At 54.6% G+C, this 17377-nt stretch carries 13 protein-coding genes; 10 read left to right on the top strand and 3 right to left on the bottom strand.

Annotated elements, in window-relative coordinates; all coding sequences use genetic code 11:
* Genes lysX (NZ653_06105) through lysW form a run of 3 tightly spaced genes read right to left on the bottom strand, consistent with a single transcriptional unit; the run spans position 1 to position 1865 of the window.
* Positions 1–828 carry a lysine biosynthesis protein LysX gene (lysX, locus tag NZ653_06105; protein ID MCS7286687.1) on the bottom strand — a complete coding sequence of 276 codons (828 nt, stop codon included), beginning with the start codon at positions 826–828 and terminating at the stop codon, positions 1–3.
* A gap of 10 nt (positions 829–838) precedes the next feature.
* Positions 839–1690 (bottom strand): lysine biosynthesis protein LysX, encoded by an 852-nt coding sequence (gene lysX, locus NZ653_06100; protein ID MCS7286686.1) that lies wholly within the window; start codon positions 1688–1690, stop codon positions 839–841.
* A 10-nt stretch (positions 1691–1700) separates the two neighbouring features.
* Positions 1701–1865 (bottom strand): lysine biosynthesis protein LysW, encoded by a 165-nt coding sequence (gene lysW / locus NZ653_06095; GenBank protein MCS7286685.1) that lies wholly within the window; start codon positions 1863–1865, stop codon positions 1701–1703.
* Positions 1866–2266: 401 nt separating this feature from the next.
* Between lysW and NZ653_06090 the strand changes: the two genes are divergently transcribed.
* The 10 genes from NZ653_06090 to NZ653_06045 form a co-directional block, all read left to right on the top strand.
* A complete protein-coding gene (locus tag NZ653_06090) occupies positions 2267–6484 on the top strand; it encodes a S8 family serine peptidase (protein ID MCS7286684.1) in 4218 nt (1405 codons plus the stop codon).
* 238 nt (positions 6485–6722) lie between these two features.
* A complete protein-coding gene (locus NZ653_06085) occupies positions 6723–6917 on the top strand; it encodes a hypothetical protein (protein MCS7286683.1) in 195 nt (64 codons plus the stop codon).
* Positions 6914–9583, top strand: a complete 2670-nt coding sequence (locus NZ653_06080) for a hypothetical protein (GenBank protein MCS7286682.1) — start codon at positions 6914–6916, stop codon at positions 9581–9583. Before NZ653_06085 ends, NZ653_06080 begins: the two co-directional genes overlap by 4 nt.
* A gap of 12 nt (positions 9584–9595) precedes the next feature.
* On the top strand, positions 9596–11473 hold the full coding sequence (locus tag NZ653_06075; protein ID MCS7286681.1) for a hypothetical protein: 1878 nt from the start codon (positions 9596–9598) through the stop codon (positions 11471–11473).
* Entirely contained in the window at positions 11448–12305 is an 858-nt protein-coding gene (locus tag NZ653_06070; GenBank protein ID MCS7286680.1) for a S1 RNA-binding domain-containing protein, read from the top strand. Before NZ653_06075 ends, NZ653_06070 begins: the two co-directional genes overlap by 26 nt.
* Positions 12302–14266: a DNA translocase FtsK gene (locus NZ653_06065; protein ID MCS7286679.1), complete on the top strand. Its 1965-nt coding sequence runs from the start codon at positions 12302–12304 to the stop codon at positions 14264–14266. The genes NZ653_06070 and NZ653_06065 overlap by 4 nt, the downstream gene beginning before the upstream one ends.
* On the top strand, positions 14256–14498 hold the full coding sequence (infA, locus tag NZ653_06060; protein MCS7286678.1) for a translation initiation factor IF-1: 243 nt from the start codon (positions 14256–14258) through the stop codon (positions 14496–14498). Before NZ653_06065 ends, infA begins: the two co-directional genes overlap by 11 nt.
* A gap of 74 nt (positions 14499–14572) precedes the next feature.
* Entirely contained in the window at positions 14573–16414 is a 1842-nt protein-coding gene (locus NZ653_06055; GenBank protein MCS7286677.1) for a CHAT domain-containing protein, read from the top strand.
* Positions 16415–16484: 70 nt separating this feature from the next.
* Positions 16485–16961 (top strand): tetratricopeptide repeat protein, encoded by a 477-nt coding sequence (locus NZ653_06050; protein ID MCS7286676.1) that lies wholly within the window; start codon positions 16485–16487, stop codon positions 16959–16961.
* 38 nt (positions 16962–16999) lie between these two features.
* A partial coding sequence (locus NZ653_06045) for a hypothetical protein (GenBank protein MCS7286675.1) occupies positions 17000–17377 on the top strand: 378 nt, incomplete at its 3' end.

Here is a 17377-nt window from a genome sequence, read left to right as displayed (position 1 = left end):
TTATCCCCCTCCTTGCAGGAAATAGTCCACGATTTTTCCTGGAATGTCAGCCTCTACCGCCTTCAGGGCTCCGTGGAACTCCGGGGTGTGGTTCACCTCATTAACCACGAGCCCATCGGGGGTTTCAAAAATATCCAGAGCTAAAATTCCACCACCGATAGCCCTGGCTGCCTTCAGGCTCAGTTCTTCCAGCTCCGGAGTCAGAGGGCATGGCGCAGTATAGGCACCACGGGCGGTGTTGGTTATCCAGTGGGATGAGTAGCGGTAAACGGCATAGACTACTTCGTCTCCCACGACCATCACCCGGATGTCCCGTCCGGGTTTTTCCACGTAAGGCTGGATGTAGAAGACAGAACCGAAGTGCTCGCTCATATAAAAGCGGTGCTCAAGGATAGTGCGGGCTGCTTCAGGGGTGTCAGCTCGGGCAACGAGCCTGCCCCAGGAACCATTAACGGGCTTTATTACGGCTGGGTAGCCTATTTTCTCCAGTGCTTCCAGAGCAGCCTGGGGAGAAAAGGCCAGCACTACCGGTAGAGTAGGCACCCCTTTATCCAGGAGGGTTTGGGATGTCAGTAATTTATCCCCCGCCAGGTGGATAACTTTATAGGAATTGACCACTTTTGCCCCCTGGCTTTCCAGAAGTCGGGAACCATAAAGGGCTTCCCGGTGGCTTATGCACCGGATGAGAACTCGCTCGAAGGCCAGCCCTTTTTCAAGGTCAAAAGCTAAGTCCCGTATATCCAGTTTCACAAAGGGGATTTTCCGCTGGGCGAGGGCTTGGAAGATAAGTTTTTCTTCAAGCCTCACCCGGGAGAAAAGAACCCCAATCTTCCCTCGCTCATAGCTTCCCTCCTGCCACTTCCCTCACGTAATCGATCATCCTGCCGGGAATATCCACCCCTGTTGGTTCTATGCTGTTGCGGAATTCCGGAGTATGGTTAACCTCGCTCACCAGGAGTCTTCCATCGGGGCTCTCCAGGATATCCACAGCCAGGATCCCCCCTCCTACCGCTTCGGCAGCGGCTCTGGCTATATGGTCAAGTTCTGGGGTGATGGGACAAAAAGAGGCCCTTGCCCCCCTTGCAGTATTAGTAATCCAGTGGGGAGAATTTCGGTAGATGGCAGCGATTGTCTCCCCTCCAACCACAAAAGCCCTTATGTCTCTGCCCGGTTTTTCCACGTATTCCTGGATATAGAAAACCGAGTGGGCATATCCTCCCAGGGTTTTCTTGTGCTCCAGGATAGCTTCGGCTGAGTCCCTGTCGTTCACTTTAGCCAGGAGCCTTCCCCAGGAGCCATGGAGGGGCTTCAGCACTACGGGATAACCCATGGTTTCAATAGCTTGAAGGGCTGTTTCGGGGGCAAAGGCCACCAGGGTGTGAAGGGTGGGGACACCATGCTCCAGAAGGGCGAGGGAGGTTAGGAGCTTATCCCCACACACGTGTATTACCTGGTGGGAGTTTATAACCTTCACACCCTGGCTCTCCAGGACCCTGGAAGCGTAAAAGGCCTGGGTATGGCTCACGCAGCGGATCAGCACAGCATCAAAGCCTGAGAATTTGCTGTCGGTGAGGAGGAAGGGGACATTTTCCACATCAATTTTCTCGTATTGAATTCGGGCCCTCTCCAAGGCCTGGAAGAGGAGTTTTTCCTCCACCCGAATTCGGGAGACCAGCACCCCGATTCTCATCTTCACCTCCTTACTCCCCCCAGTCCTCTTCCACTTGTGGGGCGAGTTCCAGGGTTGGGGGGTTAAGGTTAGTGACTTCCAGCTCCACTCCACAATCGGGGCAAGGGATGATTTCTCCCACCTCTGTTCCGGATGGGAGCTCAATGATAGCTCCGCATTCAGGGCACTCGGCCATGGCACACCTCCTCATCGGTAATATAAAAAGGGCCGACCCTCCTTCTTGTCCGGAGGGCCGGCCCCTTTATTCCCCTGGTTACAGTTAGCCTTAGGCTAAAGCAGACAAGATGGCCCTGATAGACCCTCCGGAACTGAGGGCCTGCCCACGCTTAGCGCGCTTTCTGGCCCGAAGGTCTACCAGGACCGTCAAATCCAAAGCTTTTCCCCCAAATGGTTTAGCTATATATACTACAGAACTCAAAGCTTGTCAAATTCCGAATTAAACTCGCGACCAGCCCGGTGCGCTGGCGAGCCTTCAAAAGGGGCCGAAAGTTCCATGTTGGCGGCTGAGTGGTCCCTTTGACTTTGAACATTCTGCCTCCCAGGCTATAATGATGTTAGCCTGAGCTGGAGGATGGTTTGATAAAATTCAGGATTGCTCTCTTTTTGATCATCCCCACCCTTGTCACCTTAGGGTTTGGCTGGTTAGCCTCGGCCGAAAAGCCCCCGGAGCCCAGAGGAAGCGCCATCTTAGAACCAGCCCTGGCAAAAGCTCTCGCTTCCGCCAGCCCCGATGACCTTTTATCCGTCATCGTGGTCCTCAAAGAACAGGAGTTGCCTGAAAAGTGGGCTGGGGCCAGAGACAGAATGGTGGCTAACCTCAAGGCCTTCGCTGCAAGAACTCAGGCGCCCCTCAAAGCTTATCTGGATGAAGCCAGGACCTCCGGCTTTGTGGAATCTTATTTCTCCTTCTGGATTTTCAACGGGTTCGCATTGAAGGCGAAGCCTCAGGCAATACGTCAGCTGGCCTCTCACCCTTCGGTAGCCGCCATCTTTCTGGACCATTACCGTCAGTGGTTGAGGGAAAAGCCTTATATTTCACTCCAATCAACGGAATGGAACATAGAGCGCATCCGGGCCCCTCAGGTATGGTCTTCTTTAGCTATATCCGGAACAGGAGCTGTGGTAGCGGTAATGGACACTGGTGCCGATTGGCTCCACCCCGCTCTCAGGTTCAATTACCGGGGTTATAACCCCCATGGCCCTGCAATTCATTTCGGGAACTGGTTTGACCCTGTAACCGGTTCTGTTTACCCCTTTGACGACCACGGCCACGGCACTCACGTCCTCGGGATAGCGGTAGGCTGGGGCGGAATAGGGGTTGCCCCGGGAGCACGCTGGATTGCCGTTAAAGTTCTGGATGGCAATGGCTTTGGGTACGATTCCTGGATCCACGCTGGATTTCAGTGGCTCCTGGCCCCGGGAGGAAACCCGGCCCTCGCTCCTGATGTGGTGAATTGTTCCTGGGGAACCCCGAGCGCCATGAGCACCGTATTTCAGGCCGATATCCGGGCTTTAAGGGCTGCGGGAATCGTACCGGTTTTTGCTGCCGGAAATGGAGGGCCTTCTCCCGGTTCCATAAATTCTCCTGCTTCCCTCCCTGAAGCGGTAGCGGTGGGAGCCAGCGACCCCTACGATCAGGTGGCCTCTTTCTCCAGTCGCGGCCCATCCCCGTGGAACGAAATCCGCCCCCACGTGGTGGCTCCCGGGGTCAACATCCGTTCATCCCTTCCGGGCGGAACCTATGGCTACCAGAGTGGCACATCCATGGCGGCGCCTCATGTCACAGGTTTGATAGCTCTAATGCGTTCGGTAAGCCCCACCTTGAGTGTAACCCGAACTCTTTTCCTCATTACCTCTACCGCTGTCCCTTTGACCCTAACAATCCCCAACAATGATTCTGGCTGGGGGAGGATAGACGCTTTCGCCGCCGTAGCGGTTGTCCTTAATGCCGGGAGCATCCAGGGAACGGTGCGGAATGTGGGGGGAGCTCCCATTCCAGGGGCGACCGTTTCGGCCACTCCGAGGGATGGGCCAGGAGGCGGCAACACCATTGCTGATCCATCAGGCCGCTATGCCCTTTTCCTGGCCCCTGGCCTATACAGGCTAACCGCCTCCGCCTTTGGCTATTATTCCCAGACCTTCCCCAATGTTGCTGTCTCCAGGGGTGCCACCACCACCGTTAACTTTACCCTTCAGTCCCTTCCAACCGGAACCCTTGAAGTTTACGTCTACGAAGCTGCAACTGGAAGGCCTTTGACCGCCGCCATCTCCATTGCGGGGACACCTCTATCGGCTACCGCCAGTTTCTGGAGTTTCTCCCTCCCAGCCGGAGACTACACAGTATTGGCTCGTGCTTTAGGCTTCCGGGTGGCAACCACCACAGTTTCTGTCAAAGTGGGCGAAACGACGACCGTGACCTTGAACTTAGTATCTGCTCCTTCCATCCTCTTGGTGGATAGCGGAGCCTGGTACTATGGAAGCCAGATAGTTTATTATCGCCAAGCTCTGGAAGATCTGGCCTACACCTACGATGAATGGACAATCCGCCGCATCCCGCGGGACCTTCCCGCCGCAGAGTTCCTGAGCCGTTACGACCTCGTAATATGGAGCGCACCTCAGGATGCTCCGGGTTACATCGGGGCTGAAGGAGCCATAACTTCTTACCTTTCCAGCGGTGGCAGGCTTTTCCTGAGCGGCCAGGATATAGGTTTTCTGGACGGGGGCGGAATCGGTTACGCTCCATACTACAACCGTTACCTCAAAGCTCGTTTCGTCCGGGATAACAGCCAGCTCTGGAGCCTTCAAGGCCTCCCTGGGGGACCCTTCGCCGGTTTAAATTTCTCCATCGCCAACGGGGATGGCGCCGACAACCAGCTATTCCCGGACGTGATAGAACCCGCTGATCCCGTTGAAGCTTCACCGGTATTGGTCTACTCCGGCGATGGCTATGGAGGGCTTGCGGTTGGGGTGTGCCTTGATTACAGGGTGCTTTACTTCTCCTTCGGCTTTGAGGCTATAGCCAGCAGAGATTCCAGAAGGGAGATCATGGACAAAGCCATATCGTGGCTCACCTCTCCACCTCCTCAGGCTGGCCTTCAGGTGATCGGAGCCTCTCGCACCATCATAGGCCAGCCAGGTGATGTAATTACCCACGGGGTTGCGTTCAGAAACATAGGAAGAGGCGGAATTGATACCATAACCGTTTCTATAGAAGGAGGCCGATGGTCTGCCGTCCCCTCTGCCTGGTCTGTAACCCTTGAACCCTGCGCGGCTGATAAGATTGAAATTGCGGTAGCGATACCCCCTGATGCGGGGTGGAATGAACAGGACACCCTGACTTTGACCCTGCGCTCTTCCCTGTCCTCAGCTGTTTCCGTGCAGATATCCATGACCACCAAAACTCCTGCCCCCATCCTCCTTGTGGACAATGATCGGTGGTATGAACAGGCAGAAAAGTATGAAAGCGCTATGACTAAAGCTGGACTTCCCTACGATTTGCTGGTAGCTACTGATTCAAAGCTCCCTCTGGAAATGTTGAACTGGTATCCCATCGTCGTATGGTGGACAGGATACAACTGGTATGACCCGGTGAGGCCGGAGGAAGAGGAGGCTCTGGCTTATTATCTCCTCAATGGAGGCAGGCTTTTTCTCTCTTCCCAGGATTTCCTTTTCTGCCGAAGTCCTGCTGGCCTTCCTTTCTGCAGGGGGACAGGCTCCCTGCTTCCCTTCCTGGGGGTTCTCACTTGGACCGAGGATATTACACCAACTCTGGCTTTGGGGGTGCCGGAAGAGCCCGTTGGAGAGAACCTTGGTCCTTGGCCCCTCGAATACCCCTTCCGCAACTGGTCCGATGCCCTTGAGCCCACTCCGGGCACGCTGGTGGTTTTCAGAGATCAAGAAAGGAGAGCCATTGGGCTGGCTCGCCGGGATGGAGACCGGGCTTCTGTTTTCTTTGCCTTCCCCTTTGAAGCTCTACCGGAAGAAGCACGCCCTCAAACGATGGAAAGGATCGTGGGATTCCTGTCCTGGCTTGGCTCCTCTTCCTTTTCTGCTGAGCCAGTTTCGGTAATGCCAGGAGACACAGTAACCTGGACCATTGTCTTGAGGAACGACGGCCCGGAGCCTGTAACAGCCTTCTTTTCCACCGCAATCCCATCGGGGTTGACTTTCTTGCCTTCAAGTCTGACCGGGCCAGCAGTATATGATCCAGCCTCTTTCTCCATTTCGGGGTTCAGGCAAATTCTGCCCGGTGAGTCCGTGATTGTAGTTTACCGGACTGCGGTGGGGGAGGATCTTCTGCCTGGCACGGTAGTGCGCCAGGAAGCAACCATGGGCATTGAAGAGCAGGGCATCCGCTTCCGTAGAGAAGCGCGGGTCGGGATAGAGATACCGGATTTAAGCCCATCCACTTTCGGATGCGCGCCGCTGGAAACCCTCTCGGGTTTTTCTGTTTCCTGCGTTCTGACTCTCAGAAACGAGGGTTTCGGCGATGCTCCCGAGGTTCTGGCCTTTATAACTTTTCCTGCAGGCTCCAAGCTTATCGCAGATTCCGTCTCCTGGGATGCGGGGGATCTGGAGGTGGGAGAAGGTTCCTTGCGCTGGAGGGGTTCCCTTCCTGCCGGCTCCTCTTCTTCTGTGCGCTGGGAACTTGAGATGCGAAATTGGAAAGAGCGAACTTTTTATCTCGTGGCTCTCTTCGGGGAAAGAGGGGGGAATTTCTTGGAGCGCGCCGCCTGGGTAAAAGTTCGCTCCTGGAAAATTTTCTTCCCATTGATTTTCAAATCATCCCGTTAGATCCGAAAAAATTGCTGCGCGAAGCCGTCAGCAGCCTCAGGAAAAAACTTGCCCAGGGAGCTTTCTGAGCGAGCTGGAAAATTTCTAACTCCGGGTGTGTTTTTCTGGCAGGTAATATTTGCCATAGGCGTGCGGTTCACGTGGGTCGCTGCGATTTAGGGCGCATCCTGAGGTCAAATTGACAAAAGAGCATGTTGAGGGTAATATTTAAGCGATATTTTCCTGCCCTGGAGGGAGAATGAAGAGGAGGGAAGTGCAGGGGTTAATAGTCGGTGGCATTGTGGGTGCGCTTACAGGGATGGCTATAGCCTGGTTGCTTCTCACTCGCCCCCAGGAGTTTGAAAGGGAAAAGCGACCTGTCTCATGGGCTGAGGTCCTTAAGCTTATAGTCTCTTTCCTTCGAACGGTAGAAAGGTTATCCCATTGGGTATGACCAGGACAAAGATTTTTCTGCTTGCCCTGCTTTTTCTTTATTTCCTGGGGGTGCAGTCCTCCTCTTCAGCCAGCAACGACCAGGTGGAAGCCATCCTGAGCAAAATGGCCCCGGAGGAAAGGGTCGGACAACTTTTCCTGGTAACCTTCCACGGCTCCGACATTTCCCCCGATTCTTATATTGGCAGGCTCATTCGAGAGTTCAGGATAGGGGGTGTAGTAATTTCGGCGCAGAACAGGAACTTCACCAACGGTTCAGAAACTCCAGCTCAAGTCCTTTCCCTTACCCGAAGTCTCCAATCCCTCGCCATGAGTGAACCTCTTTCGGGCACCACCTCAATCCCCCTCTTTATCGGGATCAACCACGATGGGGATTTTCCCCAGCTTCGCTCAGGGTTTACCCCTGTGCCCAATTACATGGCCATAGGAGCCACTTGGGATGAGGGCCAGGCGGAGCTTGTGGGCTCTATAGTGGGGGCGGAGTTGGCGGCTGTGGGCGTAAACATGCTCTTCGGCCCTTCCTTGGATGTGGTTGATCGCCCCGAGGTAGCGATAAAGTCCGGAATAGGAACCAGAGCCTTCGGCGGAGACCCATACTGGGTTGGGAAATTGGGTAAGGCCTACATTAAAGGAGTTCATGTCGGAAGCAAAGGCCGGGTAATAACGGTGGCCAAACACTTCCCCGGCCGCGGCGGAAGCGATCGCCCACCTGAAGAAGAGGTGGCTACCATCCAGAAGTCGGTTCAAGAATTGCGTAAGATAGAACTTGCACCTTTCCTGGCGGTTATCCAGGCTCAGGAAGAAGGGGCCGCTGATGCTCTGATGAGTTCTCACATCCGATACAGGGGTTTTCAGGGGAACATCCGGGATATCACCCCGCCCCTGAGCCTTCATCCCCAGGGCCTTGGAGCCATCCTTTCCATGCCTGAGTTTGCTTCCTGGCGCGAGAGGGGAGGAATTCTCATCGCTGAATCCCTGGGAGCCATGCCCATCAAGCGCTACTACGATCCCCAGCTCTCTTCCTTCCCCTTCAAGCGTATAGCTCAGGATGCTTTTCTGGCCGGGAATGACATCCTTTTCCTTTCCGAGTTTTCCCTCTCCGGTTCCTGGGAGGAACACTACGAAAACATAATCCAGACCATCCTCTTTTTCCGGGAAAAATATGCCAGCGACCCAGCCTTCAGAGCCAGGGTGGATGAATCCTGCCGCCGCATCCTGAAAGCCAAACTGCGCCTTTACCCCAGCTTCTCCCTCCATGAAGTCCTTACCCCTTCTGTAAGCCTGGAGGTAACGGGCTCCTTTACCGAAAAATTGCTTCCTTTAGCTATGCGCTCTCTGACCCTCATCTATCCGGAGCGGGAAGAACTCGCAGGCCGGATCCCCTCCCCACCCCTCTACAAAGACTACATCCTTATCTTCTCCGACACCCGAACTCTAAAGGATTGTCAGGATTGCCTTCCCGAGCAGACGCTCCCGGTTGATGCTTTGGAGAACATGATGCTGAAGCTTTATGGACCTAAAGCTACAGGACAGATAGATCCCGAGAAGGTTCACAGCTTCAGTTTTGTTCGCCTTAAGAGCTTTCTTCTGGCCCCGAAAGAGGATAAAGAGCTTGAAGAGCTTTTCTCCAGGGCCACCTGGGTTATCTTCGCCCTGCAGGATCTGGACCCCAAACGTTACCCGGCTTCTGACGCTTTCAAGGAGCTCCTGCGGGGTCGCCCTGAACTCCTCAGGGATAAGAAAGTGATCGCCATAAGTTACGGTGCTCCCTATTACCTTGATACCACCGAGATAAGCAAGCTCACTGCTTACTACGCAGCTTACAGCCCTCTACCTTACTTTGTGGAATACACCGTGAAAGCTCTCTTCCAAGAATTTGCCCCCCATGGAGCTCCACCTGTGAGCGTCCCCGGAGTGAATTACGATTTGATAGTGCAGACAGAGCCTGATCCGGATCAGGTCATTGAACTGGAGGTAGTGGGGGTGCCAAAGGAGGGAACGCCGCAGCCTCTGGACCTGAGGCCAGGAAGCTCCTTCAAAATCCGAACCAGTGTCATCCTTGATCGCAACGGCCACCCAGTACCGGATGGCACCCCTGTCATCTTCAGGCTTTTCTACCCAGCGGAATCCCTGGAGCTTCCCCGCAAAGAGGTCACCACTGTAAACGGTGTAGCCGAAATTTCCCTTACTCTGGAGCGGACAGGCCAGCTGGAGATAACGGCCCAGAGCCTTTCGGCTACCAGATCCACCAAGATTGTAGTAACAGTTCAGGAAAACCAGCCAGCCATTCTCTCCACTGTGGTTCCATCGCCGACGCCCACTCCCACCCTTTCCCCCACCCCCACTCTTCCTCCTACACCCTTTCCTTCCCCGACCCCGGTGCCGTTAGCTCCATTGGGTTCAGGCCCCACGCCACTCCATTTCGGGGGAACCTTTCTGGCCATCCTCCTGGCGGGAATTCTGACCCAGGTCCGGGAAGCAAGGCTCAAGGAAAAAGTCAGAAGGTTTCTCTTGGTGGTTATAATCGGGCTGGTGGGGTATATTGCCTGCGCTATCCTGGCCGTGACCGTAGGGGATGAAACCATCGTAAGCTGGTTGCCTTTTATTAGCGCAGGCCTGGCTTTTACTGTGAGCCTTTTCTGGCTTCTCTCACCGCGGGAGAGGTAAAGGATGCCTGGAATGAACTTTTTAACGCAGATCAATTTTATCCTTTCAGCGGGGATTGTGCTTGTAGCCTTTTCTCTCCTGGCCTATGTGGCTTCTACAAATCTACGGAACCCTGTGGCCAGGGCCTTCTGCGCTATGATGGCTTTCGTCATAGCCGTATACTCCGGCGACCTGGTAATCCCTAAGGTTGAGGATCTGACCACAGCTTTTTCCTGGTTGCGTTTCCAATGGCTGGGCATTTCCTTCATTCCTGCGGCCTATTTCCATTTTGCCAGCGCCATTCTCAGGGCTTCAGGTTCTTTCTCTTCCCTGCGGAGGTGGATTTCGGTGCTTCTATACCTTATGAGCCTGCTTTTCTGTCTGCTGGCTCTAAGGAGCGACCTCCTGGTCTACGATGGAAAGTATCACGGAGGGCTCGTTCACCTTACCCCAGGCCCTATTTTCCCCATTTTCACCGCTTTCTTTGTGATTTCTTCCGTGGCAAGCCTTTTCATTCTCTACAAGGCAAGGCAGAAAGCTTTCACCTCTACAACTCGCCGGCGCCTTTCTTACCTTCTGGGGGCCTTTGTCGGACCAGGCATAGGGGTTTTCCCTTACCTTCTCCTTTCGAGGACTGCTGCGCTTCTTTCTCCTCCTCTGGTCCTTTTCCTTTCGGTGGTGGGTAATGTCATAGTAGCTCTTATGCTCATAGTGATGGCTTATGTTGTGGCCTATTATGGTGCCCTGGCCCCTGACCGGATTATAAAGCACCAGCTTATCCACTACCTCCTGCGGGGGCCTTTCGTGGGGATATGCGTCATAGGGGTGATACTGCTCCTCTCGGAAGTTGATAGTTTCCTGGGCCTTCCAGGGGAAACCGCAACAATTTTCGCTGTGGTGATCCTGGTGGTCCTGCTCCAGATCCTCATAAACAAGGCCAAACCCTTCATTGATCGCTTAATATACAGCCGCGATCGGGATGAGGTTGTCTGGATCCAGGAGCTGGACAGCAGATTGCTTACCACCACTGACCTTCAGCAATTTTTGGAAAGCATTCTGGTGGCTTTGTGCGAGCTGCTGAAAGTTCGGTGGGGATTTGTAGCTTTACGGAACAAATCTATAGAAGCTCGCTGCGGGCCCCTTTACAGAATCAACGAAGCTCTGCAAGCCCTTCCGAACTACCGGGAAAAAGCTTCTCCCATCAGCTTGATGGAAGGGTTTAACGTTTACAATATCGGCTTCTGGGTAATACCCCTTGAAGTTAATGGGGAAGAAGTTGGCCTGCTGGTGATAGAAGCTCCTTCTTCTGAAGCTGAGTTCTCATCTGAAGAGCTGGAGGTCTTAGAAACCCTGGTGCAGAGGATTGCCAGGGTTCTTGAGGACAGAATCCTCCAGCAGAAGGTCTTTGAGGCTCTTCGGCATATAATTCCTGATGTGGAAAGCATAAGGCAGTGGCAAGCCTCCCTTTACACTATGCCTGCCGGAGGAACTGAAGCCCTCCTGGAGCTGGCCGGCCCCGATTACCAGTTGTGGGTTAAAGAAGCTCTGAGCAATTACTGGGTGGGCCCGAAGCTTGCCCAGAGCCCACTCCTCAAGCTCAAAGTGGTGGAGAAAGCCCTCAAGGAACACGACGGTAATCCTGTAAAAGCCCTGAGAGTTGTCCTGAAAGAGGCCATAGAAGCCCTCAAGCCCGAAGGCAGGCAGCCAGCAGGCTCCATAGAATGGGTGCTTTATAACATACTGGAAATGCGCTACCTTCAGGGCAAGCGCCCCAAGGAAATAGCGGAGCGTCTGGCCATAAGCGAATCGGACCTTTACAGAAAGCAGAGGATAGCGATTGAACAGGTGTCAAAAATCTTGGCAGAAATGGAACGGAGGGAGGCCTATGGAAATGGAAAACTTCATGGATGAAGCTGCAAAGTTTACACCACCCGCCGATTGGGAAGAAGTGGAACAGCTGTATCAGGCCGGAGCTGTCCTGGAATTACCGATAGTCGGGTATAACCGCGGAGGCTTTGTAGTCCAGTTCAACAGTATCAAGGGATTTGTCCCCTTCTCCCAGGTTTCCTTCATCCCCTACGGCCTTTCCCCCAAAGAAAGACTTTCCTTCGTGGCCGGGTGGGTAGGGGAAAGGGTAAAAGTCAAAATAATTGAAGTGGACCGCCACCGCAACAGGCTTGTTCTATCGGAAAGGGAGGCCCTTCTGGAAAAAGATGGGGAAGCCTTCTGGCAGAGGGTACGCCCGGGCCAGGTCCTAAAGGGCATCGTAACCTCCCTCAGGCCTTTCGGCGCCTTTGTGGAGCTCGGTGGCCTTGAGGGCCTTGTCCACATTTCCGAGATTTCCTGGAACAGGATCGAGCACCCCTCCCAGGTTTTGAAGCCGGGCCAGGAGGTGGATGTTCTGGTCATGGATGTAAGCCCTCAGGAAAGGAAGATAGCTCTGAGCATAAAGAGGCTCCAGCCTGACCCCTGGGTTGGGGTTGAAGAACGGTATAGAGTGGGTCAGATTGTCAAAGGGAAAGTGACCAATGTGGTAGATTTTGGGGTCTTTGTGGAGGTAGAGAGAGGGCTTGAAGGTCTCATCCATGTCTCCGAGCTGGCCGAAGGCAACTTTATTCACCCCCGCAACGTGGTGGAGGAAGGAGACGAAGTTATAGCCCAGGTTCTGGAAGTGGACGAAAAGAACCGCAAGCTTGGCCTCAGCACAAGGAGGGTTCCCCATTCTATCATCAGGAAAAGATGAGGGGGATTGATTTCGGGAAAATTAGAGGCGCAGGCCCCTACGCTTTGATGGCTCTGGGCATACTGAGCTTTATAAGCGTTATGCCCTGGGAGGGGGGAATAATAACGAACTGGTTCGGCAAAGGATGGCGATTCCTCTTCGGGTTAGGGGCTGTGCCGGCCTCTTTCCTCTTTGCCTTTTCGGGGTGGAGTCTTCGGAAAAAGGATCCCCCCTGGAGGCTGATAGCAGGCCTTGAACTTTGCCTCTTCTCCTCCTTGGCTCTGATTCACCTTCTCTGGCCTACTCCTGACCCACTGAGCCTGGCCTATCAGGGCGGAGGGGGAGGTTACGTAGGGTGGGCTATATCTTCCTCTTTTGCAGGCATCGGAGGAAAATGGGGTGGCGCTATGGCCCTTCTGGCTTTTGTTTTCCTCGGAATAAACCTGATAGCTTCCCAGCGTCCGGCCCCAACCCCCGAACCTTCTACCCAGCGCCGTCCGAAACCCTCTCCTGCGAAGTCTAAAGCTCAGCCTCCATTGCCTGAGAGACCACCCCCTCAGCCCGCAAAGGACCTTCCACCCATGGAGCTCCTTAACCCTCCCAGAGCCGCTAAGGCAAAGGAACTGGACCTGGAACGGAAAGCTCAACTTCTGGAAAGGACCCTTGCCAACTTCAACATTCCGGCTAAGGTCGTGGCCATAAACCCTGGGCCTGTGGTCACTCAGTTCGGAGTTGAGCCGGGGTTTGTGGAAAAGATGGGTAAAGATGGAAAGGTTCAGCGTACACGGGTGAGGGTAGCCCAGATAGTAGCCCTGGCCGATGACATAGCTCTGGCCCTCTCGGCAGCTCCCATCCGCATAGAAGCACCCGTTCCAGGCCGCCCCTACATTGGCATTGAGGTCCCTAACCAGAACCCAGCTCTGGTAACCCTGCGGGAAGTGATGGAGAGCAGGGAGTTCCGCCAGGACAAATCCCCCTTAAAGCTGGCTCTGGGGAGAGGGGTATCGGGAGCGCCGGTGGTGGCGGATCTTGCTTCCATGCCCCACCTTTTAATAGCTGGAGCTACGGGCTCTGGCAAAAGCGTGTGCATTAATTCCATCGTGGTCTGTCTTGTAAGCCAGCACCCTCCTGAAAGGCTTCGCCTGATCCTGGTGGACCCAAAGCGGGTGGAACTTGTCCACTTCAATGGCCTCCCACACCTTCTTGGCTCGGTAATCGTGGAGGTTGGGGAGGCTATAAAGGCTCTGAACTGGCTCGTGAAAGAGATGGGGATAAGGTATGAAGAGTTTGCCAGGGTGGGGGCCAGAAACCTGGAAGAGTATAATGCTGGTCACCCTCCGGAACCAATGCCCTGGATAGTGCTCATAGTGGATGAGCTGGCAGACCTCATGTTGGCAGCCCCCGATGAGGTGGAGGGGAAGCTCACGCGTCTGGCCCAGCTCAGCAGGGCTACGGGAATACACATTGTCTTGAGCACCCAGAGGCCCAGTGTGGATGTTATAACCGGCCTTATAAAAGCCAACTTTCCAGCCCGCATAAGTTTCCTGGTCACCAGCCAGGTAGATTCAAGGGTTATCTTGGACACAGCCGGGGCTGAGCGTCTCCTGGGGAAGGGAGACATGCTCTTCCTCCCACCCGACCGCCCTTATCCGATACGGGTTCAAGGCTGCTACGTATCAAAGGAGGAAGTGAAAAAGGTGGTGGATTTCTGGCGAGCCAGGAGGCCCTTTGAGGCGTCAGCTTTTGCCCCGTGGAGCAGGGAAATTCCGGAAGAGGAAGAAGACGAACTTGTGAGAGAAGCCCTTGGGCTTTTGGCTTCCCACCAGCGTTTATCCATATCCCTTTTGCAACGCAAGCTGCGGCTTGGCTACCCTAAAGCTGCTCGCCTCATGGAAACCTTGGAAGAGAAAGGCTATGTCCGCTACGACGAAAACCTCAGGGCCTATATACCCATGAAAGGAGGGGAATCCGATGAACCCTAAGAAAGAAGAGCCCAGGAAGAAAAGGGAAACCCTGGAGATGGATGGCACTGTAATCCAGGCCTTACCCAATGCCATGTTCAAAGTCAAGCTTGACACAGGCCATGAAGTCCTCGCCCACGTTTCAGGCAAAATGCGCATGTACTATATCCACGTGTTAGTAGGCGACAGGGTAAGGGTTGAGCTTTCACCCTACGATTTAACCCGAGGGCGAATTGTTTACCGATATAAGTAACGAGCACTCACGCTAAGGGTTTGCATTTGAACCAGGAGCGAGTTAAAGGGCGAACACCTGAAGGGAGTGGGGGAATGAACCAATCGGAGCATCCACACATCCTGTTCCTGGTCAGCAGCCCGCTGACGGCTAATCCCGTGGCTGTGGACCGGGCAGTCCATGAATTGACGGAAGCCCTCCGAACCCTCTACGTTCGGGCCACTTTCACCGTGCACATCGCTGAAGTAGAAGCCATAAGCGCCCTCATGGCCCGCAGGGACCGCCCTCGTTTTTCCGTGCTCCACTATCTGGGCCACGGCTCTAGACCGGAGGACATGCTTGAAGGCTATTTAATTTTTGAAGACCAGGCTGGGAACACCCGTCACCTCAACGGCCTTCAGCTTCAGAGGGTCCTCAACCTCGCTGGCCACCCGGAACTAGAATTTCGCCTGGCGGTGGTGACTTCTTGCCACTCGGAGAGCGTGGCTGCCGCTCTCTATGCTTTAAACATACCCCATATAGTGGCTGTAGACGTCGGGGAAACAATAAGGCAGCTAGCTGCCATTGCCTTTTTACGCCGTTTCTACGAGGCCCTCTTAACCGGTAACACTGTTGCCGAAGCCTTTCGCGCCGGGCAGAGCGCTGTCATGCTGGATGAGGACCTTTGCTGTCTGATAGGGAAAGAAGGGGCCGCAGCAGAGGCCCCTAAGTTCCAGCTCTTCCCTAAGGACCGCGACCATGACGAGGTCCTCTGGCCCATGCTGCCGGAAAGGGAGGTCCGGGTAGGGCTCCTCCCGACTCTGAGCCGTCACCTCTTTGACCGACGGCCTCTCCTCTTTGTAGGCCGAGAGGAGCAGATGCGAGATATCCTGCATATACCCCGGGAGCGCCGGGCTGTCCTCATCCAGGGTGTAAGCGACGTGGGCAAGACCGAACTGGCTAAAGAAGTTGCCCGCTGGCTTGTGGCCCGCCGGAGAGCCGAGCCGGAAAAAGTTATCTTTGTAGACCTGAGTAATATCTCAAGCGCCGACGGCGCCCGGATCGCAATTGCCAATGCATTAGGATTCTGGGCCGAGGGTATTCCTGGTGCTCTTCCCCAGGGGCTTCTCCTCATCCTGGACGAAGCAGAAAATGTGATCCTCCGCGGTGGCAGAGCTTTCCGCGACTTTCTGGAAGCACTGGCTGCTGCCCCATCTTTCCCCTGTATCATCGTGACCTCTCAGATGGATGTGGGGAGCGCCTTTTTTCCCCGTTACAAACTCCGCCGTTTGACTCCTGAAGCCGCACTGGCTCTTTTCCTGGTTGAGGCCAACGTCACGCAAGCTGAAGGGGGACGGATAGAAGCAGAGGACTTGGAAGAACTTCTGTTTTATACAGACCTCATCCCCCGTGCTGTGACCCTGACGGCAAGGGCCTGGCGGTATTCCCGGAGTCCTGACCTGAAAGCCCTGAGGCGAGATCTGAAGGAAAAGTGGGACCAGGTTATGCAGGACCCATATTACCCTGAAGAAGTGAGGAGCGTGGTGGCAGGCATCAGCCTGAGCTACAGCCGGTTGCAGGAGCGAAACCCCGAAGTAGCCCGTTTCTACCCACACCTGGCCCTTTTTCCCGGCGGCTTCTCTGAGGAAGGTGTAGAGCCCAATTTTGGGCGCCAGGCGAGGGAATGGGTTGCAGAAGGTGAAGAGCCACACGTCGGCTGGGGTATATCGTTAGACCAGGCACTGATTCGGGGTGGCGAGGCGGCATCTCTGTTCTTCGCTCGTTACACTTATGAACTTCCCTCTATAGAGGCCTGGCTGGATTGGGGCCTGGAGCATGAAAGAGGCTGGGAAGGTCGGGTCTGTTTGCCGCACCTGGCTGCTTTGCTGCAAAATATTTACGCCCTGACCGGCCAGTTGTATCGTAAAGAGATTCTGAGCGACACCATCGTGCGCTAAAGTGCGCCCGCTGATGGAGCGATAGGCTTGGGGAAGCCAATGTTCTCATGGTCATTGGGAAGTCCATAGAATTCAGGGTAAATACGGCGAAGCCTTGGGGTATTACAAGAGGGCCCTTAAGCTTTTCCTGGGGGTAAGCGAAAGACTTAGGGAGGTCAATACTCTCAGAGCCATTGGTGATGTGGATAGATTTCAGAAGGATATGGGCAAAGCCCTGGGGTATTACGAAAAGGCCCTTGAGCTTTTCCGGGAGGTGGACGATAGGCTTGGGGAGGCCAATACTTTAGCTTCTATGAGCCTGCTGACCCTCCAGCAGGGTCAAGAAGAGGAAGCCCGCGTTTTCCTGAATCAGGCTATATCTTTCCATCAGACCATTGGCAACCACTACGGCGTTGCTGCTACTCTGGGTAACTTCGGGCTGGTTCTGCGCGAACTGGGTCGCATTGAGGAAGCCAGGCCCTACCTATTGCAGGCAGCAGGAATCTTTGACCGGATTGGCCTTCCACAGTTAGCTCAAGATCTCCGCAAGGCTGCTGGTGCAAAGTAAACTGCAGGAGAAAAAACCAGCCCATACGGGGAACACTGATGGCAATATCCCAGACGCAGGATTGGACTGCGCTGGCACAGGTGCCGGAGCGTATTTTGGGAGGTGAGCGAGATCTCCAGACCCTGACCATAAGGCTGGACCATACTGACCTTCAGGCATTAATTCTGGTGCTGGCGGTGTTGGGAAACAAAGGGCGTGGGAAATCCTGGCTTTGCTGGCTTGTAAAAGTGAAAAACCTCGACCGGGACATATCGGGTCCTCTGGTCCATTTCGGGGAACCTTCGGGGGTATCCCCCAAAAACCTTAAAAAGGGAGCAATCAACCACCCTTTGCATACCACCCACGAGTGGGGACCCTTAACCGTGGCAAACCCTAAGCCCACGAGGGTGGGAAAAATTGGGGGTTCAGGGGGCGAA

This window comes from Anaerolineae bacterium (assembly GCA_025062375.1).
Classification (GTDB): Bacteria; Chloroflexota; Anaerolineae; order SpSt-600; family SpSt-600; genus SpSt-600.
This window is presented reverse-complemented; position numbering and strand designations above follow the sequence as displayed.

Bases quoted from the DNA above. Each gene is read 5' to 3' on its own strand.
- lysW (MCS7286685.1), bottom strand. From the start codon at position 1,865: ATGGCCGAGTGCCCTGAATGCGGAGCTATCATTGAGCTCCCATCCGGA.
- NZ653_06085 (MCS7286683.1), top strand. From the start codon at position 6,723: ATGAAGAGGAGGGAAGTGCAGGGGTTAATAGTCGGTGGCATTGTGGGT.
- NZ653_06070 (MCS7286680.1), top strand. From the start codon at position 11,448: ATGGAAATGGAAAACTTCATGGATGAAGCTGCAAAGTTTACACCACCC.
- infA (MCS7286678.1), top strand. From the start codon at position 14,256: ATGAACCCTAAGAAAGAAGAGCCCAGGAAGAAAAGGGAAACCCTGGAG.
- NZ653_06080 (MCS7286682.1), top strand. From the start codon at position 6,914: ATGACCAGGACAAAGATTTTTCTGCTTGCCCTGCTTTTTCTTTATTTC.
- NZ653_06075 (MCS7286681.1), top strand. From the start codon at position 9,596: ATGAACTTTTTAACGCAGATCAATTTTATCCTTTCAGCGGGGATTGTG.
- NZ653_06055 (MCS7286677.1), top strand. From the start codon at position 14,573: ATGAACCAATCGGAGCATCCACACATCCTGTTCCTGGTCAGCAGCCCG.
- lysX (MCS7286686.1), bottom strand. From the start codon at position 1,690: ATGAGAATCGGGGTGCTGGTCTCCCGAATTCGGGTGGAGGAAAAACTC.
- NZ653_06065 (MCS7286679.1), top strand. From the start codon at position 12,302: ATGAGGGGGATTGATTTCGGGAAAATTAGAGGCGCAGGCCCCTACGCT.